General features: G+C 39.4%; 15 protein-coding genes and 1 pseudogene. 4 read left to right on the top strand and 12 right to left on the bottom strand.

Annotated elements, in window-relative coordinates:
- Positions 1-55 precede the first annotated feature (55 nt).
- Positions 56-2,203 (bottom strand): assimilatory nitrate reductase catalytic subunit NasC, encoded by a 2,148-nt coding sequence (gene nasC, locus AC4QJR_RS13960; protein WP_496523192.1) that lies wholly within the window; start codon positions 2,201-2,203, stop codon positions 56-58.
- Between the two features lie 15 nt (positions 2,204-2,218).
- Positions 2,219-4,603: a nitrite reductase large subunit NirB gene (gene nirB, locus AC4QJR_RS13955; RefSeq protein WP_496523191.1), complete on the bottom strand. Its 2,385-nt coding sequence runs from the start codon at positions 4,601-4,603 to the stop codon at positions 2,219-2,221.
- Between the two features lie 384 nt (positions 4,604-4,987).
- On the opposite strand from nirB, the gene AC4QJR_RS13950 reads away from it, so the two are divergent.
- Entirely contained in the window at positions 4,988-6,193 is a 1,206-nt protein-coding gene (locus tag AC4QJR_RS13950) for a nitrate/nitrite transporter (RefSeq protein WP_496523190.1), read from the top strand.
- 53 nt (positions 6,194-6,246) lie between these two features.
- Here the strand turns inward: AC4QJR_RS13950 and AC4QJR_RS13945 are convergent, their stop codons facing one another.
- From AC4QJR_RS13945 to AC4QJR_RS13935, 3 genes are all read right to left on the bottom strand, one after another.
- Positions 6,247-9,411, bottom strand: a complete 3,165-nt coding sequence (locus AC4QJR_RS13945) for an ATP-binding cassette domain-containing protein (RefSeq protein WP_496523189.1) — start codon at positions 9,409-9,411, stop codon at positions 6,247-6,249.
- A 157-nt stretch (positions 9,412-9,568) separates the two neighbouring features.
- Positions 9,569-9,700, bottom strand: coding sequence for a hypothetical protein (locus AC4QJR_RS13940; protein WP_257148528.1), 132 nt, complete (start codon positions 9,698-9,700; stop codon positions 9,569-9,571).
- Between the two features lie 146 nt (positions 9,701-9,846).
- Positions 9,847-10,719, bottom strand: a complete 873-nt coding sequence (locus tag AC4QJR_RS13935) for a proline iminopeptidase-family hydrolase (RefSeq protein WP_496523188.1) — start codon at positions 10,717-10,719, stop codon at positions 9,847-9,849.
- A 305-nt stretch (positions 10,720-11,024) separates the two neighbouring features.
- Between AC4QJR_RS13935 and AC4QJR_RS13930 the strand changes: the two genes are divergently transcribed.
- On the top strand, positions 11,025-11,537 hold the full coding sequence (locus AC4QJR_RS13930; RefSeq protein ID WP_251460079.1) for a DUF3231 family protein: 513 nt from the start codon (positions 11,025-11,027) through the stop codon (positions 11,535-11,537).
- Between the two features lie 122 nt (positions 11,538-11,659).
- Positions 11,660-13,612, top strand: coding sequence for a GTP-binding protein (locus tag AC4QJR_RS13925; RefSeq protein ID WP_496523187.1), 1,953 nt, complete (start codon positions 11,660-11,662; stop codon positions 13,610-13,612).
- Positions 13,613-13,796: 184 nt separating this feature from the next.
- Here AC4QJR_RS13925 and AC4QJR_RS13920 read toward each other — a convergent pair whose 3' ends face one another.
- The 6 genes from AC4QJR_RS13920 to AC4QJR_RS13895 all read right to left on the bottom strand — a co-directional run bounded on the left by AC4QJR_RS13920 (position 13,797) and on the right by AC4QJR_RS13895 (position 20,101).
- Positions 13,797-14,627, bottom strand: coding sequence for a pentapeptide repeat-containing protein (locus AC4QJR_RS13920; protein WP_496526585.1), 831 nt, complete (start codon positions 14,625-14,627; stop codon positions 13,797-13,799).
- Positions 14,628-14,714: 87 nt separating this feature from the next.
- Positions 14,715-15,920, bottom strand: a complete 1,206-nt coding sequence (locus AC4QJR_RS13915; RefSeq protein ID WP_496526584.1) for an MFS transporter — start codon at positions 15,918-15,920, stop codon at positions 14,715-14,717.
- A 195-nt stretch (positions 15,921-16,115) separates the two neighbouring features.
- Positions 16,116-16,847, bottom strand: coding sequence for a TerC family protein (locus AC4QJR_RS13910; RefSeq protein ID WP_496526583.1), 732 nt, complete (start codon positions 16,845-16,847; stop codon positions 16,116-16,118).
- Positions 16,848-17,077: 230 nt separating this feature from the next.
- Entirely contained in the window at positions 17,078-18,199 is a 1,122-nt protein-coding gene (locus AC4QJR_RS13905; RefSeq protein ID WP_496526582.1) for a YARHG domain-containing protein, read from the bottom strand.
- Positions 18,200-18,418: 219 nt separating this feature from the next.
- Positions 18,419-18,907: a GNAT family N-acetyltransferase gene (locus AC4QJR_RS13900; RefSeq protein ID WP_496526581.1), complete on the bottom strand. Its 489-nt coding sequence runs from the start codon at positions 18,905-18,907 to the stop codon at positions 18,419-18,421.
- A 168-nt stretch (positions 18,908-19,075) separates the two neighbouring features.
- A complete protein-coding gene (locus tag AC4QJR_RS13895; RefSeq protein WP_496526580.1) occupies positions 19,076-20,101 on the bottom strand; it encodes a DUF3231 family protein in 1,026 nt (341 codons plus the stop codon).
- A 194-nt stretch (positions 20,102-20,295) separates the two neighbouring features.
- On the opposite strand from AC4QJR_RS13895, the gene AC4QJR_RS13890 reads away from it, so the two are divergent.
- A complete protein-coding gene (locus AC4QJR_RS13890; protein ID WP_496526579.1) occupies positions 20,296-20,769 on the top strand; it encodes a hypothetical protein in 474 nt (157 codons plus the stop codon).
- Positions 20,770-20,974: 205 nt separating this feature from the next.
- Here AC4QJR_RS13890 and AC4QJR_RS13885 read toward each other — a convergent pair.
- Positions 20,975-21,574 (bottom strand): annotated as a pseudogene (locus tag AC4QJR_RS13885) (DUF8832 domain-containing protein); the annotation flags it as partial.
- Positions 21,575-21,737 lie beyond the last annotated feature (163 nt).

Raw genomic sequence — 21,737 nt, 5'->3', positions numbered from 1 at the left:
CACAGACCATTTTAAAATTAACTTATCATGTAAGGTCTCCTAACATGAAAATTTTTTAAGTAAGGAAATCAACTACTGGGCTCACCTTAACAGCACTGACTTTAAATCCAGGCATTTTGCATTCAGGGTCCAATTCTTTCGAAACAAGGAGATTGATATTTTGCGAGTCTGCCCAGTGAAAAGGTACAAATATGGTATCGTGACGGATCGTTTCCGACCATTTGCTTCTAACCATAACACTTCCCCTTCGTGATTCAATTTTCACCAATGATTGGTCTTGGATCTGAAATTTTGCTGCGGTTGCCGGGTGGATTTCCATAAATGGTTCGATGTTTCTTGCCGCTAGTGCTGGACTTTTTCTTGTTTGCACACCTGTTAAGTAATGTGACATGACTCTTCCTGTTGTTAAATAGAGCGGATACTCTTCACATAATTTTTCTTTCGGAATCTCTGCAATGTTCGGACCAACCACCATCGCCGCCTTTCCATCCAGGTGAGCAAAAGAGGTTTCAAACAGCCGTTTCGTCCCACTATGGTCTGTTTCTGGGCAGGGCCATAATATTCCGCCCTCTTTTCTTAAACGCTCATATGTTATTCCAAAATAATCGGCAGTCCCTCCACGGCTTGCCATCCTTAATTCAGTAAATATTTCTTCAGCAGAAGAAAAGGAAAAATACTCTTCTTTCCCAAGCACACGGGCAAGTTCGCAGATAATTTGCCAATCATGTTTCGCTTCGCCTGGACACGGCAAGCTTGCTTCCCGTAATGTTACCCGTCCTTCCACATTTGTCATCGTTCCTTCATCTTCCAGATAGGAAGAGGCCGGGAGTATGACATCTGCTAATCTAGCAGTTTCTGAAATGAACAGATCAACGGCTACAAAGAAGGTTAATTTTTTCATAGCCTCCTTGACGAAGTTGGCATTGGGATTGGAAACAATCGGGTTGGAACACATAAGAAACAAACCTTTAATTTCCCCTTCATGGATTTTCTCCATCATTTCATAGGCTGAAACTCCTTTACGGGGTAAATCATCTGGATCAATCCCCCAAATGCCGGCCACATAGTTTCGATGTTCATCATTCTCAATTGACCGATATCCAGGAAGCTGGTCGGCTTTTTGTCCATGTTCCCTTGCCCCCTGTCCATTTCCCTGTCCCGTAATCGCCCCATAGCCACAATTCGGTTTACCGATTTTCCCTGTGGAAACCAGAATGTTCAGGAAATTACGAACAGTTTTTGAACCGTTCGTATGCTGCTCCACCCCTCTTGCTGTAAAAATCATTCCCGATTCTTCACTGCCAAACCTAACAGCCGCTTTGCGAATAAGGTGAATGGGTATCCCGGTAGTCTCTTCAATTTCCTTCATACTGAGGGATAATACATACTCTCTAACCTCTTCAAACCCGTTCACACGTTCTTGAATAAACTTTTCATCCACATAATTTTCCTCAATCATCACTTTCAATAGCCCATTTGCTAATACGGCATCCGTACCTGGTCTAGGTTTTAAATGCAAGTCTGCTAGTTTCGTTGTGGCTGTTTCACGCGGGTCTATAGCGATGATATAGGCGCCATTTTCTTTTGCTCTTTCAAAATAGGGCATAATCGTCGGCTGACATTCAGCAATATTCGTCCCTGCTAAAATGATACAACGAGTGTATGGAATTTCTGCCAAGCTATTCGTGAAGCCTCGGTCCAACCCAAAGGTTTGGTTCGCAGCCGAAGCAGCCGCAGACATACATAGTCGGCCATTATAATCGATGTATTTTGTTTTTAAGGCCACGCGGGCAAATTTCCCTAATAAATAAGCCTCTTCATTTGTGATTGACGCACTGCCGTACACCGCTAAGGCATTTTGACCAGATTCCCCCTGAATCTTCATAAAGTTTTCTTTAATATGATTCAGAGCTTCCTTCCAGGACACTCGGACAAATTCTCCATTGATTTTTACCAATGGGTATTTTAAACGCTCTTTATGGAAAGCGTGTTGATGGGCGTTCATACCCTTTACACATAATCGCCCCTCCGATGTTGGATTGTCTTTTCCGATGGTTATATATTTTTTTCTCGACACAATCGATTGTTCAATCAATTGCATTTTACATTGCATACTACAGTAAGGACATTGAGAGTCGTATCTTTTTTCTGATTTCACTTCTTGTTCCTTTGTCCGAAAATACTTTAATAGCGCTTCTGTCAAGCTGATCACCCTTTTCTATTGTTGGTTGTTGATTTCTATTCCAGACACTTGTTTTCCACTGAACCTTTTGCGGAACATTGTATCCTTCTCTAACCGAAGTAATAATTGCTGACGAAGTTCAAAATCAAAAATCACTTCTCTCACATGCACTAAACCGACTCTTTCGATCCATTGCCACGTCCGTTCGAGGAAATTGGCTGTCTCACGATAATATTGAATAAAAGCACAAATGATTTCGATTACATCCTGATTCTTCGTTCCAAGGGACAATAACTTACCTGCACGTACATTTCTCCCGCTGCTGCCACCGACATATATTTCCCAGCCGAGTCCAGTTCCAATTACACCGATATCTTTCGTCGTTGAACCGGCACCGTTATGCAAACAAGCAGAGACGCCTAATGTTACTCGATAGGGAGTTATGAGAAATTCTAATCTTTTTTCGAGACTGACAGCCAGCTCCATTGATGAATGTTTGTCACAATGGCAAATATGCTCTCCGATACTCGTTTTTACATTTTGAACCATATTTCCGTAAGTAGAACTTACTTGCATATCCAAATCTGCCAACAAAGCAGACAAATCTTTTTTCTTTACGCCCATCAAATGAATTCTTTGTTCACTAGTGACAGCGATATTTGTAATGCCGAACTTCTCGGCGACCGTGGCAATCATTCTCAATTGATCTGCGGAAGTTTTTCCACCGTACATCTGAGGGATGACAGTGTACGTCCCATCCTTCTGAATAATGGCCATCCTTTGTTCGGAAATATATAGGTTTTCTTGCTTCCTCTCATATTCCGGATAGATCATGCCTAAATAATAGGCTAAAGCAGGCCGACAGGTAGAACATCCTTCCTTATTCTCCCAACCAAGGAATTCCATCACTTCCTGTACCGTTGTTAATCCTTGCCATTGCATCTCATGCACCACTTCATCTTCCGTGAGTGTTGTACAGGAGCACATTGATTTTTGTTCAATGACTTCATTGAATTCATTGCTATGAATGTAGTTGAGTAAATCAGCTACTAATGGTTTACAGCCCCCGCATGCCCCCGAGGCTTTTGTACATTTCTTCACTTGGTCGACTGTCGTTAATCCGTTTTTTTGAACCGCTTCTATAATTGTCCCTTTCGCCACCCCATTACAATTGCAAATCATTTCACTATGGGCCATAGAAGCGACCGAATTCACATCCCTATTTAATGCTTGAAAAAGAGTAACTTTCTCCAAGTCTGATACATCTTGTCTTTTCATGATCATGTCTAGCAATCTTGTACGGTCACTCGTGTCTCCAAATAAGACAGCGCCAACCATTCGGGATTTTTCAAAAACCAATTTCTTATAAACGCCATCTAACTCATCGAAGATTACAATCGACCGCAATCTTTCGTCACATGAAAACTGTCCAACCGAAAACACATCTACTCCTGATATTTTTAATTGTGTCGAAAGAACAGTTCCTTCGTATCCATTTCCTCTAAGTCCGCAAATTCGTTTTGCCAACACCTTCCCTTGATCGTAAAGAGGCTTTACCAACCCATAGACCATTCCCCGGTGTTCCACACATTCACCGACAGCATAAATATTGGGGATATTTGTTTCCATATAATCATTGACAAGGATGGCTCGATTCGTCGCTATTCCACTTTCTTTAGCTAGTTGGATATTGGGTCTCACCCCTGCAGCCATCACAACCAGATCAGCAGCTGCTTCGGTACCATCTTTAAAGGAAACTCTTTCTACGCGATTGCTTCCGCAAATTTCCTTTGTTTCTCTTTCAAAAAGGAAACGCAAGCCTTGCTTTTCTAGTTCTGTTTGCAACAGTTTTGCAGCTGTTACATCCAATTGTCTTTCCATAAGATGTCGCCCATTATGAACAACGGTTACTTCCATACCAAGATTGAGCAGACCTTTGGCAGCCTCTAAACCTAAGACACCCCCTCCGATGACCATCGCTTTATGATAGTGTTTCGCTGTTTCCATCATTTTCTGACAATCTTCTATAGTTCGAAACGTAACTACTCCATCCATATCTTTACCGGGTATAGGGAGAAGAAATGGCATGGAACCTGTTGCGATGATAAGTCGATTATAGGGGTGCCTTCGACCTTTATCCGTTAGCAACTCTTGTTTTTCTGTATCTATTTTTAGGACCGTTTCACCAGTAAACAGTTCTATGTTCTGTTCGTTATACCAATTTCGACCATTGATTGTAATATCATCAAATGTCGTACTCCCCTGCAATACAGCTGATAATTGGATTCGATTATAGTTTAGGTGCGGTTCCGCTCCGAAAATTGTAATCTCATAAAGATCAGGTGCATCTCGTAAAATTTCCTCCATACATCGCACACCCGCCATTCCATTCCCTATCAATACGAGTTTTTGCTTATCCATTCTAAATACCCCCGCAAGTTAATTATGTCGATTATGGCAACCGTAAATATCACCTATTATTCCATAAAACTTATGAAAAGGAATTTGTTGTGTAACATTTCCTAACACGATAAGTTCTGTGTTAGAGCATCTTACATAAAAAGTGACATCATCCTTCTCGATAGGCTATTGTTGAACAAAGCAAGAGAAACACAAATACTTAAGCAGTTTAAGGAGGAAAATGAAATGAAAAACAACATCAGCTTAGCTTCATTTTTGGTTTTACTAATAAGAGTTATGTTTTCAAAAGATAGTTGTTTTGAATGGTAATAAAGGTTAAATGACCTGGTTTGTAAAATGTTTTGATTCATAGGAAAAATGTTTTCTAGAAAGGGGTACAATCTAATGAAGTTATCAGATTTAAAGAAAAGCGGTCATGCACCGTCGTTAGCAGCTTCATTTTTATACTTTGATGTCAGTTTTATGATTTGGGTTATTTTAGGGGCGCTGGGGGTTTATATTACAAAAGATTTTGGGCTGACCCCCTCACAAAAGGGTTTTATCGTTGCACTACCGATCTTAAGCGGGTCGTTTTTTCGACTCATCCTTGGCGTCTTAACAGATCGAATCGGCCCACGGAAAACGGCAATCAGCGGAATGCTCGTGACCATCATTCCGCTGGCATGGGGTTGGTTATTTGGTCAAACCTTAACTGAACTTTATGTGATTGGGATTCTTCTTGGAGTGGCAGGAGCGAGTTTTGCAGCAGCCATCCCGATGGCAAGCAGATGGTACCCCCCGCATTTACAAGGGCTGGCAATGGGAATTGCCGGGGCCGGGAACAGCGGAACACTGTTTGCTACCTTATTTGGACCGCGACTTGCGGAACAAATGGGCTGGCACAATGTCTTAGGATTAGCACTTATACCTTTATTAACTGTATTTCTCTTGTATATCATTTTGGCAAAAGATGCACCATCCCAACCAGCACCAAAACCTATGGTTGAATATTTGAAGGTATTCAAACAAAAAGATACTTGGTATTTTTGTTTGCTTTACAGTGTCACCTTCGGAGGTTTTGTAGGTTTATCCAGTTTCTTAAGCATCTTTTTTGTGGATCAATATCATTTATCGAAAGTAACGGCAGGAGATTTTGTCACACTTTGTGTGGCAGCAGGGAGCTTTTTCCGCCCGGTTGGCGGTTTTATAGCTGATAAAATCGGCGGCGTTCGTCTTTTAACTTTCCTCTTTATCGGGGTTGCACTCACCATGTTTGGTGTGAGTCAACTTCCCCCCTTGGCTCTTGTGACCACTTTATTGTTTATCGGTATGCTCTGCTTGGGGATGGGAAATGGAGCAGTTTTTCAATTGGTTCCACAGCGCTTTCAAGAAGAAATCGGGATGATCACTGGGATTGTTGGAGCGGCTGGCGGGGTTGGCGGATTTTTCGTTCCGAATATATTAGGAACCCTTAAAGAAGTAACTGGAACTTATGGAACTGGCTTTATGGTATATACAGGGATTGGAGTTGTCGCATTACTAGTGTTATTTATGGCACAAATGTCTTGGCGAAAAACCTGGGCAACAAAGGAAGTATCACTAAAAAATTAACACAAAACGCATTTGCCATATATGGTGGCAAATGCGTTTTTTATTACTCAAATTTACTTTTTTTGCTCGAGGCTTTGGTAAACAGCCATCATATCTCGTTTATTCAACTCGCGAATACGATTGAAAATAGGAATCTCTGCGACTGATTCCATACATTCAGGAACCACATCACTTACTTTTCCAGTCAACCATGTTTGGACATCAAAACCTTCAACGATTTCTTTACGTCCCTCATCATTGATGCCACTGGCAGAACAACTCACACATGGGATGGATAATTTATGCACTCCCTCATGGAGATTATCTTCTGAAATGACTTTCTTCCCTTTACAAAATGGGCAGGGATGACTCGCCTTAATTTTGTTAATTTGGGTAACAATTTTTTTGTAGCCAAACGCCTCATACACATAGGTGAGTTTCTTGTATTTACCATTGGTGAAATACTTATCAATGATTGTTTCTCTCGTCTCGAAGATGTTGGCAAAATCACATATAGTGAGTTGATTCTTGTTGCTAATCGATTCGACATTGCCTTTAATATTGCCCCAGAAAGGTAAAACATTTTGTAAAACCACTTCATAGTGGGAAAAGCTTGCAAGTTCTAATTCAAACATTTTCAGTGAGACTTGTATTTCCCGAGGAAGTAACGATACATCTTCGGTAAGTGTCATTTCGCCGCCTACAATCGATTTTAGCTTTTCGAGTTCTGGTAACTTCCCGACTATTTTTAGAACTTGATTAATGGGCTGTTGAATCAGGTCACGAATATCTGTATCCCCAAATAATAGTTTTTTATGATGTTTAAGGACGGTTCCTTGACAGACTGGACAGATCATCATTTCTTTTGATGCTTTCATTTGCTCTTTAATAATCGATTTCGAAATAAACATATAACGCCCAATGATGAAATTAAAACCTTCCCACGTTCTCGAAGCCTTGCCCGCTTTATCATAAAAGGACTTTTCCCAATATCCATATAAAAAGGTATGCTTTTCTGCATCTGTCATCTCATTAAAGCTTTTACTAATGTCTTGACCAAGTTCATTCTTAATCTCATCAAAAAGGAATTGCAATTTGGGATATTGATAATAATTTAATACTTCCATTACGTCTGGATGTAGTAAGCCATCCCAGAATGGGACATTTTTATCTTGAATAACTACGTCTATATCAAATTTTTCAATAACCCGTCGCCCAGAACAAGATGGACAATGATTGTCTTGATGATAGAAATCGAAGCTTCTCGTATCTTTATTGGTCGGATGAGCAGCCACGATATGGTTGATCAATCCACCTATCTCATAGAGAAAACTATATTGACTATACAAATGCCTTTCAAGATCAATGGCGATGACGGGTGCAATGGTGTCAGATTCGAATTCACCATAAATCAGCCGCGCCATTGATGATAAGCTTTTTAAGATGCCGCCCTTATAGATGTTTTCTGCATTCTTAAAATAGCTTATATGATTTTCTGTTAAATAGTGAATGCCATTTTTTGACTTAAGAGTAGAAGAAATATGCTCTGGCGACACTTCAACTTCTTCGTTTCTTTGGCCATAATACTCGTCATGACCGACAACATCAAGATGTTCCACAGGCTCAAGCTGTCTTTTACCAAAATCAACAATAAAATCAGAGCTATCTAACATATAGTCATTATGTTCAATCATCATGATGGAAACCGAATCATCTTCAAGGATAACCCTTACACTATCAATAAATTGGTTTAAAATATTTTGAGATAATCCTTTTGAAGGTTCATCAAAAATAAACATCGTATGTGGATGTCTTGAGCTCCCAAACAGCTCCGAAACTAAGTGAACACACTGAAATTCACCCGTCGATAAAGTTTGTGTCTTTCTTTCCAACGTTAAATACCCAAGACCAAGTTTGATCAATAAGCTTAAACGTTTATGTGCGATGTCCTCATTTGGCAGTTCATCGATAATATCCTCAATCGAACGTTGAAAAATATCATCAATTTCTTCACTATATTTTGTAAGTTTCTTTTTAATATCAAGAAATGTCGCAACGGTTGACCGGCTGGTAATGGATTGATTTCGATCTTGCCCCACAATGACCAGTTTATCTTTTGGATAGCGCTGCAGAAAATCTTTGGCGATACACTCATTAACCAGTGTAGATTTCCCACACCCAGATTCTCCTGTAAAAGTTACCAGTCTATTTTTCGGGATCTGAATTTCAGCCATTTGGATATTGCGACAGTAAAGGTCCTTAAACTGATAGTATTCTGTTGGATTTTCCTGAATTCGGCCCCACACAATAGGCTTAGGACGTGGTGATTCCTCAACTATTTTTCCTCCATATTTGCCACTGCCAGGACCAAAGAACAATTGTTCGTCAGTAGCGTCAAGCACCGTATCCGAGTGATCAATAAGCCAAATTTGATTCTTAAATCCTAGTAGTTTGATCTGTTCAAGTATTTTAACTAATGTTTGCCGATCTAGACCAACCGAGATTTCATCAATAATAATAACGGTATCAACACTTGCTGCCATGAATTCAGCCAGATATAGTCGTGTTAATTCTCCTCCTGACAAGGTACCCATGATCCGGTCTAGTGTTAAATAACCAATATTCATGTTGATGATATTTTGAAGAATATGTTGTTTTGCCTCGCTAATATGTAATTCGTCTGCTAGAGACAAAATAGATTCAATACTTAAGTTATTGATATCGGAAATACTATGTATTCGATCAAATAATTCAATTTTATATTGCTCTACTTCTTGATTAAAGCGCTTCCCATTACACCTAGGGCATTCGACATTTTTGGTAGTTCCGCGTCCTTTGCAAGCCGGACACCAGCCTAATTCATTATTAAAAGAAAAAACTTCTGGCGACAGATTATATTTCTGAGCGATACATTCACGTATTTCTTTAAACACACCTGTATGTGTACCGATGGTTGATCGGGGATTGGATGAAATCGATGACTTCCCGAGAAAAAGGACTAATGGCATATCTTTCATCTTAATGGCACTGAAATTGGTTTCCATGATATTGGAAAATAAATACTGATATTCAGCCTTCGGCAATAAAGAAACAAGTCTCTTTTTGGATTCTTCACCAATCGTTTGACAAAACGTTGTTTTACCAGATCCAGACAAACCGGCAATTCCTAACGACTTATCAATAGGTAGTTCTGCATCTAATTTGTTAATATTATTGGCAATTAATTCATTTATCTTCATTGTTATTTCCTCTGGATTCTGTAAATTTACTGCTTTCATGTTACCATAAGTACAACATACAAAAAAATAAAAACTCGTCCAATAAATAGAACGAGTTTTGTGATTTATTTTAATTTCCGGCTCAAGTAGTCAATTTTTTAAGGAAGATCTCTTTTTATCAAAACCACAATCTTAAATGATAGTCATATTCATAAATATCAACGTTTTCTTCCTCTTCTTTTTTAGGGTTACACTCATCACAAGGTTCTTCCGCCTGGTTATGTTTACATTGTTCAAATAAAAGTTCCATGTTTATGTCCCCTTTCTCTCTTCTTACTTTCTATTTTAATGGAAGCGTTTCCAATTGTCTTGTGGTTTTTATTGGAAATCATCGGGGAGAGCGATTTACATAAAGTAAGAGCGCCCTCCCCGATAATTCTAAGCAAGCTTTTGAATTTAAAGAGAATCAATTTTTCTCAGGAAGTCCCCTGACACTCTTAAAAACTCATCGGGCTCCTCCACATACGGCATATGAGCACTGTGCTCATAGACATGGAACGATGAACCAGGTGTTAAAGTGCTGTAGTACTGTGTTGTTTCTGGAGTAGCCTCATCAAACCGACCACATGTATATAATGTGGGACAGGTGATTTCCTTTAATTGTGGTGTACAATCAAATTCCTTCAAATTCCCGCGAACAGTAAATTCAGAAGGTCCCCACATGATATTGTATACTTCCGGATTTCTATTTTGAGAGCCTTGCTTTAACCAGTCGGGATATGGATCTAAACGGCAGACAAAGGTTTTGTTAAATTCGTCTGTTGCCTTTTTAAAATCCTCTGAATCAGTCGTACCATTTTCTTCGCACCTTTTAATGGTTTCCTGAATTTCTTGAGGCAACTTTTCAAGGTTACGTCTTTGATCCTGCTCCCATAAAGGAGCACTTAAACATGGGCTTGAAAAAATAACACTTTTCACACCATTAGGTTTGGTCAAACAATAGGCTGCTGCGAGCGTCGTCCCCCAAGAATGGCCTAGAATATGTACTTTTTCAAGATTGAGGGCTTGTCTCACCTGGCCCAACTCCTCAACAAATCTTTCAATTCTCCATAATGTTGGATCAGTTGGCCGATCTGATTTCCCGCATCCTAATTGATCGTAAAAGATTACGGGCCGGTCCTCTGACAGAGCCTTTAAACCTTGGAGCGAATAGCAGGACGATCCTGGCCCACCGTGCAGAATAATGACCGGAGATCCTTCGGCATTTTTATTAAAAAGTTGATACGCAACCCTTCCCCCGGTTACATCAATGTATCCTTCTTCAAACATAAACATTCCCCTTTTATTTTTTTATGTTCCTTTAATTCAGTATTTCAACATCGATATTAAAATACCCTGTTTTTATATTTGAAAATCGTATAGGTATAGTAGAAGTTAGAGGGGAAATAAGGTAATTAGTCTTTCATCAATGAACGTGTATAAACTATTTTGTTTCAGAAGTCTTGTTATTTTCATCCAACAAAAAAGTAACTACATGAATTATTGATTATCCGGACAACATAGAGAGGTGCTGTGTTAAAGGGAAGGTGGCACTTTGTATGAATAAACTTACTTATACACTGAGGAGGGCAACGATGGGAATATTAAGCGGAAATCCGAAAGAAGAACCATTACACTACGGAGAAGTCTTTGACATTTGGTCATCACAATTAGTTGGAAATGGTATGATTGCTGGATATCAGACGATGTTAAATCATGCCGGTGACGATGATTTAAAGAAATTATTAGTTGAAGCAATTGAACTCTGTCAGCAGGAAAAGAAACAAGTGGAAGAACTTTTAAAAGAAAATGGTATTGGCTTACCACCAGCAGCACCTGAGCCTCCTGAAGCATGCCTAGAAGAAATTCCTGTTGGAGCAAGAATTCCCGACCCTGCTATTGCAGCTACACTGTCTGCTGATATAGCTGCAGGACTAGTTTTATGCAGTCAGGCAATCGGAAAATCAATCAGAGAAGATGTAGCGTTGATGTACGCACAATTTCATGCTCAAAAGGTCGCTCTTGGTGGAAAGGTACTTCGTTTAAATAAAGAAAAAGGATGGTTAATTCCTCCTCCATTACACCTTAATAAACACCATGATTGTTAATTCGTTAGAAAACACGGTTATCTCTAGCCGTGTTTTTTCTGTTCTAAACATCAATTTTCAAGTAACATGGTACACCCATTTGGTATAATAATTATCATATAAGTAATAGTTGAGGTGGCACCATGAAAAAGACAATTGGAATGTTTGCTCACGTCGATGCTGGAAAAACAACATTGGCAGAACAGCTGCTCTACCATACGAAAACGATTAGACAAAGAGGTCGTGTCGATCATCAAGATACCTTTCTTGATACACATGACATAGAAAAACAACGAGGAATTACAGTATTTGCCGATCAGGCGGTGTTTTCATATAACGAATCCACCTATTATCTTATAGATACTCCTGGACATGTCGACTTCTCGCCTGAAATGGAACGGGCGATTCAAGTGATGGATTACGCTATAGTGATTATTAGTGCAGTAGAAGGCATCGAGGGACACACCGAAACCGTTTGGAATCTGCTGCAAAAACATGCCGTCCCCACATTTTTCTTTATCAACAAAATTGATCGTGTGGGTGCCGATTCCGCACGAGTTTTAAACGAAATTCGCAGCTACTTAACCACAGATGTTTTTGATATCACTAACATTCTGACGGATGGTGAAATGAATGACGAACTGATTGAATTTATTGCTGAGCGGAATGAATCCCTTTTGGAAACATACATGGAATCCGGATATCAACCCCATCTTTGGTTAGAAACGATGAGGAAATTAGTAAAAGAACAACAACTTTTCCCATGTGCGATTGGATCCGCTTTACAAGATATTGGTGTTGACAGCTTTCTTGAAAAATTGGAGCTATTAACGATTATAAATTATCCAAATGAAGAACCCTTTGCCGGACGTGTATACAAGATTCGCTATGATGAAAAAGGAACACGAATGACGTTTATTAAGGCACTGCGCGGGACATTAAAAGTAAGGGATGAATTTTATTACAGTGTGGATGAAAATCTGCTCCACGAGAAAATCACTCAAATTAGACTTTATAATGGAAATAAATTTAAAACAGCCGACCAAGTAACAGCAGGAGATATTTTCGCTGTAATTGGATTGTCGGCCGCTGCAGCTGGAGATGGTTTGGGGACATTCGAAGAAAAAGCAGAATACGAGATGGTCTCCGCTCTGAAATCCAAGGTTCTATTTGAACCATCGATACATGTGAAAGAAGTGTTGAGGTATTTTAAAATGTTAAATGCCGAAGATCCTGCTTTAAATGTCAGCTGGGAAGAACGCACCCAGGAGATTCACATCCACGTCATGGGGGTCATTCAACTTGAAGTTATGAAACATGTCATTAAGGAACGCTTTTCTTTTGATGTCTCATTTGCAGATCCGGAAATCTTATATAAAGAAACCATTGATTCAACGGTGATTGGTTATGGTCATTTTGAGCCACTTGGCCATTATGCCGAAGTGCATCTTAAATTAGAGCCGTGCGGGCGAAACACCGGGATTTCTTTCGAAAGTGTGTGTCATACCGATGATTTACCTGTTGGGACACAAAACGTTATTCATAATCACCTGTTTGAAAGGGAGCATCATGGATTACTAACTGGGTCTCCCATTACCGACCTAAAGATCACCTTGGTAACGGGACGGGCCCATGTCAAACATACCTCCGGCGGGGACTTTAGAAAGGCAACTTTCCGTGCTTTGCGGCAAGGTCTTGAAAAAGCAAACAATATTCTGCTGGAACCATTTTATGTTTTTAAAATCCGAGTGAATTTAGATCACATGGGAAAAGTGTTAACAGACATTCAAAATGCACACGGCAGCTTTAACCCTCCGATGACCGAAGGAAATAAAACCTTCATAACTGGCAAAGTTCCCGTTGCTACCTTTATGAATTATGGCCCTGAGTTCGCCTCGATTACACAAGGGAAAGGTTCTCTAAATCTGGTTTTCGGTGGTTATTACCCTTGCCATAATCAAAATGAAGTAATGGCAAGAATGAATTACAATAAGGATGCAGATCCAGAATACACATCATCGTCCATCTTTTGCTCCAAAGGGCAAGGCTATTCCGTGCCATGGAATGAAGTTGAAGATGAAATGCATTGTTTGTAGGGTTAGCTTAGGTTTAACAGTCAATTGACGACCGTCTCTTCAATTTTTCAAAAGATTCGGTCGTCAAGAACCTCTATTGGCGACCGTCTCTTCAATTTTTCGTCAGATTCGGTCGTCAAGAACCTCTATTGGCGACCAACTCTTCTCATTTTTTGATAGTTTCGGTCGACTTTCTCCTTTCAAGTTACTCGCAGTCTACTATCCAATGAGCAGGTCTTCTTAATGCAGATGGTAATATAGTCGTAAGATCCCCCTTTGCTGAATTGACTTGCGCTTGCGTCAGAAATAAACTATCTGTAAGATTAGCTCCACGTAAATCTGCATCTCTCAAGTCTGCACCAATTAAATCTGCCCCTCGCAAATCTGATTTCCTTAGATCTGCTGCAATGAACAAGGCCCCCCTTAAATTAGTTCCTTTAAGGTCAGTTCCTTTTAACTTGGCGCCAATGAAGTCCCTCTTTTTTATGTTCTTCTTTGGCGAAATCTTTGCGCGAACAAGTTCACTTGTGCGGAGAAGCAACTCATTTACTATGGCTCTATGTGCAGGAACATTTAACGCTATGATGGAAGAAGAATTTAGAGTTGTAAGCTGTTCCGTTTCTTCAAAAGCAGTTTTCAATTCTTTTGAAATTGGCTGCGCCTCTTCTAAACCAAGCGCTTCATTCAAGTAACAAAGCATTTCATGAAGTTGTTGCATAATAGGAAATACCTCAAACATTTCTTTGGCTAAAGATGGATCATCTCGCCAATCGATTCCGTTATAGGTAACTTGCGAAACCTTTTGGCCTGCACCAAAACACTCATATCCCACACAGCCTCTAAATCCTTCGTTTCTAAGATTCTTATGGATCCCACACCGAAAATCGGATTGCAAATTTGAACATGGCGTACCTGCTTCTTTATCTACGGCAAAGTCAGCAGACTTCGCAAAAGGCAATGCCACACAGCACAATCCAAAACAATTCAAACAATCGGCACGTAAACCATCATTATTTTTAATAAGTTGTCTAGACAATCAAACCCCTCCTACTATTCTTCTAATTTACCACAAAAAACCTCTCATCTATAAAATTAGATAAGAGGTTTTTCACATGAAGTCTATTTAAGTTAAAGCTTTTCTTTTAAGCGCACGGCTGTTTAAATTTTTTTCATTCCAATAGGCCATTCCGCATGCAATTAATAATAAAATACCTGTTACGATAAAGACACTGTGAACAGGGAAGATTCCACCCAAAAATCCACCAACGATTGGACCGATCATCCCGCCGATTTGGTTGGCTGTTTGGTTTAAACTAAATGCGCGCCCACGGAAATCCTCAGGTGTAGATTTAACAACAAGACCATTAAGAGCAGGAAAAACGGCACAGAAGAATATTCCAAACACAAAGCGCATCAACGAAAATCCCCAAATTTGGCTGAATAATATTTGAGTGATGGTTCCAATTCCACCGCCTAGTAAACCAATAAATAAGACTCGTTGAAATCCAACTTTGTCTGCCCATTTTCCCCAAAAAGGAGCAAATAGCGCACTGGCAATCCCAGGAAGTGAGAACACAACTCCCGCTAGCAGCGAGGCGTTTTCAGACGACCCTCCCAAGTTTACAACATATAATGGGAGCACAGGCTCGATAGTCATGATGGAACAACTGGTAACCACCGTGAGGATGAGAACAAGAAAGAATGGACGATTTGTCACGGCCAATTTAAAATCATTTCTAACAGAACCACGAACCTTACTTGGCGTAAAATTTTCCTCGACTACCCAAAAAATAATGAGGAGAGTGGCAAGGAAAACAATTATACCAGCACTGGCAAAGGCCCACCGATTCCCCACTAAATGAGAAATCCCTCCTCCTAACAAGGGACCAAGAATACTCCCTGAGGCCGACGCTGACGAAATAAGCGAAAGAGCATAACCCACCTTGTTTCCAGGTGTATTGGTACCAATCAACGCGATGGCTCCTGGAATGAAACCACTTAATAATCCCTGCAAGATTCGTAGAGCTAGTATTTGATAGGGATTGGTGACAAAAGCCATTAACGTATAGATAGCAAAGAGGGCAAAACCTGCCCGAATAATCATCGGTTTCCGCCCGTATTTATCCGCCATCCTGCCCCAAAACGGTGAGGCGATCGCCCCAGAAAAGAAGGCTGCACTGAATAACAATCCTGCCCACAATTCCGTATGTTCATGTACACCAATTTGCAAAAGGAAAATGGGCAAAAAGGGAATGACCATGGAAAAGCTTGCTGCTGTAAAAAAGACTCCGATCCAAAGCACCCACAAATTACGTTTCCAGTTTAGCATGATACTCCATCTCCCAAGCCTTCATTATATTTGGTAAATTACTCCGTTGTGAATATGGTCTATAATAACATACTAGTCAATTATTTTCATTTCCGAAATATTCGCATATAGAAATTTTAATTAAAAAGACCTGTAGATTCTGCTTGCAATACAAAAACCATCCAAATAAATGGATGGCTTTTTACACAGTACCTATTACAGCGTTTTTTCATTCCCAGAATTTTTTCTGACGTAATGGACAAGGAAGGTTCCCGAGAATACAGCAATTAAGATAGAAAAGAAAACAAATTCATCTAGTTGGTATCCAAATGCAGAAATAATCATTTTAATTGCAATAATGGCTATTAGGACAAAAGCAGTGATTTCAACTTCAGGGACTTTTTCAATTAATATTAAGAATAATTGAGCTACCCCTCGCATCATTAAGATCCCAATCACCCCGCCAATAAATAGGACCCATTCTTGGTTAGAGACCCCAAAAGCCGCAATCACACTATCCATACTAAAAGCAATATCCATTAGTTCCACGGTTAAGACAGTTCTCCAGAATCCGAATTTATTAGTTTGAACTTCATCCTCACCGTCATTATTCTTGATGAAGTTTTGAACAACAATCCAAAGCAGGTAGTGTCCACCGACTATTTTTATCCAATCAATATTAACTAACGTGACCCCTACGCCGATTGCTAATATACGAAAAAAATACGCACCAAAAATCCCATAGAACAATGCCTTTTTTCGTTGATCCTTAGGTAAATTCTTCACTAATACAGCTAAAACGAGGGCGTTATCAGCCGATAATAACCCTTCAAGAATAATGAGGGTTCCTATCACTCCCCAACTTGTTGGGTTCGTAAGAACGTCCTTGAGGGCTTCTAGTGAAAAAAACGTACTATAACTACTGATCATTTCATGTAGAAACTCCATGATTTCTCCCTTTCCATCACACTATTTTATGACCCTTGACCGAAGTCAATTATTTTTGGCTCATAGTGCTTGTCCTTCAACTTGGTCATGTAATAACTCCTTATTTAAATGTATGTAAAGTAGTAGAATAAATGAACAAAATCATTCCATACTTTAACTCCTAAAACAAAATAAGCTGAGAATAGCCAATATATAGTCGAACAGGCTTTTTCTCAGCTCATTTTAGATGATTATTGGAATTGCTTCTCTCTTTCTTTAATTAACATCACATTATATTTCTCAACGGAATTTAACGAACTGCCATCATAAGAAGGATCAGGAAAGTACCATGATTTTTTTGAAAAGTAAATCCGCAAATCCTCCGACTCAAAAATATAACCATGCCGGGCATAAATTTCATTTCTTGCTAAGCGTAGTTGTCTTGGAGTAAGTAGTTCTAGGTCACTCATGGTTAATTTGACATAATCACTTTCTGGGAAGATATATTCATTGGAAAAATCACGCGGTGGATTACTGTATGATCCACCAAAAACAATCGTATGCATGACAAGCCTTAAATTTTCTTTATTTGTTCCCTCTAGAACCGGAATAGAATACCCACATGACCCTGAGTAATTGATTAAGTCCGATTGTGGCAGGGTAACAGGATATTCACCCACGCAATTATTGCCGACAGCAATGAGCCAATCTTCATCTAGTTCCTGGGATAACGCTTGGGCAATGGCATAAATCTCTTTAGCCCATGTTTTTAGAGGCAGTAGGTTGCCATTATCAAAAAGGCCAAAAATGCGGGCTAAATCCCGAGACGGAATCTCTGAAGCCGATAAGACGACACCTTCACCTTGACGGTTTACACTCCACTCTCCAACCGAAATATCCCGGCCGGAAGTGAAGATTCGCAAGTTATTTAACTTAGCAGTGTAATAGTTTATGATCGATTGTTCACTAGTACCGGTTGCCTTTTCCGGTTTAATTTCCGTAGCTACTTCTTTTTTCGCTGATTGAGTCGTATCTACTTGATTACTTGCTTCTTTTTCCATATTATTAGATACGGATTTGGTCTCATTCTCTTTGTTGTTTGCATCTGTTTGGGTAGAATCCTTTAGATTGTTTATAATGAAATAAACCGCAATGACCGTTATTACAATCCCTAACAAAGAGAATAAAATAAGTAGGAATCCTTTATTATTCTTTCTATGTACAGAACGCTTCTCAGCCTTTTCAATGAATGTTTCTTCCTTCACCTTAATAACGGGAGTTTGCAAATCCGCACCAAGTTTCTCTCCGCAACCTGTACAAAATAGTTCTGACCCATTTATTTTTTTACCACAATTCGAACAGAATTCCCCCACTTATGAACCACTCCTTTACCAAGAAATGCTACTAAAATATCCCCTGCCTGCCTAAGCAGACAAAGGGATTAATCACCATAAATTTTATTTAGGTGTACGTAGTAATATGTCATCAATTTTGGATGATCTATTAGCAGTAAGATTCTTCGGGGAATAAAAAAAAGATTCGAGAGTGTGTCTCCGAATCGTTGGTTGGGCACTATTTTCGATTTAATGGAATTAATCCATCTTTTTACACATATTGTACCAACTGACGCCCCCATGTTGGGAAGCAGATACTCCGCAGTTACGATAGCCATACTTTTCATAGAAGGCTGATAGATCCTGCTTACACGTCAGCGTAATCGTTTCTCGTTTTTTTCTTCTAGCTTCTTTTTCAAGGTGGTCAAGTAAGGCTGCTGCCACGCCGTGCCCTTGAAATTGAGGAGCGACCGCTAATCCTAAAATACTTTGATGACCACCTATTGCTGGATTATTCTTAATCATACTAAATAAGTTATCAGTTATGTAAACTGAATCGATTACAGGACCATTTACTAATCCTGCGATTTCGCCATCCACTTCTGCAACGAAGAAACTATCCGGAATCCGTTTGATTCTCTCTTTGAATGCCTCTGTCGTTGCTGCCTCTTCTTTTGAGAAACATAGATTTTCGATGATCTGCAACTGAGTCAAATCTTCCATTTTAACGTTTCGTATCTTGATCATACTATCAATCCTCCAACTATCCTTATTATATTCATAATGTATTAGATAGCAATAAGAAATGCATTGATTAAAGAGATTCATTTCTTTAGTTTGAAATATTGGGAATCATTTGTATATCAAATGCAAAAAAACCAGGATTACCCTGGTTTAATCGTTTCTTCTAAGATTTTAACTGTCCATACCTTCCTTTTTCCCCTTAGTTAAGGTTCGCCGGTCACTTGCTTTTGGCGGTTCCTCTAACCAGCCATTGTCAATCATAAGATTCGCTCCATCTTCAGCATATCTCAAAAGTTCAATCGTTAGAGCAATATATTTTTCCCCGAGATCCCTTCTTGCTGTAACACTTAACGCTGCTCCATAAAAAGCTATAGCCGCTTGAGTTGAGAGCTGAATTTGATACATCATCCATTTATCAGAAAATGGGGATGTGGTCGAGCTGGTTACATATGATTGCCATGAGACTGGAGAATTCAGCATTTCTTCACGAAAAATCTTCTCAAAGGCAGCAATATGTTTAGTAGAAATCTCCGTTCCCCTATTAATATATTTTCGGATCTTATCTGAAACAGCTACCTGGCTAAAACCAACCTTTAATGCGATATGCAGGTGCATCTTGTTCATATTAAAAGTAATATCACCAATTTCCAATGATGTTAATGGACGCCGGTCCCCAAACCATCCAGTTAAAAAGCTTTGATGCTTCACAAAATCCACCGCTTCTGCTGGGGCAATAATTGGCGGTCGCGAATAAATACCCTTAGTCAACATCGTATCGATGGTTTTTTCAAAAAGCAGCATCGTTTCAGTATTACATGACATGTTATATTGACGGAGGTCAGCCCGAATCGAAGTGCTGACAGCAAGAGCATATCCTGTTAACCCTTGTAATATCATTATGTAGATATAATAAAGATAAAACGGATCTTGAAACAGACGTGGGGCTTGGATGTTTACATCCTCATCGGTAAAGCCCTGGGGAATTGGAAATTTTTCATCTTTTAAAAACTTTTTCACATGTTCCACATGGCCTTCGGCAATTTCAAGAGATTGTTTATATATGTCACGAATGTCTTGATCTTCTATATGTTCTAAAGCGTATTTTAGGAAGCAAATGGACATTGTATCAAACATATATTGTGTCCATAGGCTAGAAATTTCTGGAGCAGTTAATCGAATAATAGGGGTTGGTTCCATTTCACTCGTCCTTTACATGATTTGAAAATATATTTCCCAATTATTTACAAACTTATTCTAATAAAATATTGTTTCTTCTCATAGAGGTATAGGAGTCACCACAACACATATTTCAATAAATTTACCGATATGTCCTTTACAGGCTTGTTTTACAAACATACACTAGAACAATTCATCAGTTTGGAGTGAAAAAAATGTCCACACACCTAATTACAAATGTAAGAACTGCATTGGCATATACGGTACAAGCCATCCGTTATGCTGACAATGCCTTAATCCTTTTCCTCGAAATGTCCGATTTCCCCTTACCGGCTAACCCTATTAAAATTCAATACTATCAAGATGTCATCGACCATTTAACAGAGGTGTATCTTGCCATGAAAGGGTTACCCTTTGATACGTATTTTCCAAGTGATCCCATCATTACAGTCGCCCCTGTTGTTGCCCAAGTTCAAGATAATCAACACCTGATCAATCTTTCGGACAATCGGATTTCCTTAGCATTGGACAAGACGGAAGATTCCATTAACTACGTGGATCAAGCGCTGTTATTAAGCGCTGACGATGAAAAACTCAATGGACAGCTTTTTTTTATTAAACTTGGTTTAGTAGAAGCACGGGATGCCTTAGTTTCGGGACTAAATGAACCTGATTTTGTAGTAGGTTAAGCCGCTAGTACGATTGGTTCTTACTTCGTTAATTCTTTTTATAACTATCAATAGGCAGCGAAGCGTTTCCGTCTTGCGCAGAAACGCTTCGCTTCTTATGATTGATTTGTTTTTTCACGAAATGAAGTCAGAATACATGGGCCATTTGAACATTCACCTTAACAAACAATTCAAAACATCCTTTTTTGTAAACAGACACGGAGTTTTATTTCTTTATCTCAATCACAAATGGAAACGCTCTTACCTTACCATTTTGTTTAAACTCTGCCCATATTTTATAGATGCCAGGCTTATCGAAAGATGTTTCAAAAATGGGTTCCTCGTTATTGGATGGGTGAACATGAAGGAACTCTTTCCCATATTCATCAAGAATTACCACATGCCCCATTGCACCTAGATAAGGAGTCAAATTGGTTTGATCTAAATCAAAGGATAACGTTACGGGTTCACCTGCCTTAAATGAACTTACCTTTAAGGAAACCGTTTCTCCTTCCACTGTTTTGTTGAACTTCGTATCTGGAATTAGTTCATGACCATGACTTGTAATGTTTGGATCGCCAACGATAAAAGGAATCGCCTCTACTTTATATGAGAAATCGGTCGGTTTAATATCGATAAACGCTTTATAAAAACCATCCGGAAGGGTATTTTTTATCGTAAATTCCCCTTTCCCAGTTCGTTCCGGGTGCACATGATAATATTTCTGCAGTTGTTCATCAACGATGATTAGATGTAGTTCCTTCTCATGATTCACTTCTAACTCGTCAATCGGGTTACCAGCCTTGTCTTTTAAGAAGATTATTAGGTTATTTTTATCATTTTGGACAAAGGCATTTACCTCGCTGCCGTCATGATTTCCTGCAGCCATTTCATGCCCATGGGTGCTTCCTTTTTCTTCCTCCTGATGACCTCCGCCCATTTCTTGATTACTTTTGTTTTCACCCATCTCCATTTTATCGCCTTTGCTT

This window comes from Neobacillus sp. BP17 (assembly GCF_059579525.1).
The sequence above is the reverse complement of the archived record's forward strand: the minus strand, read 5'-3'. Positions and strand labels throughout refer to the sequence as shown.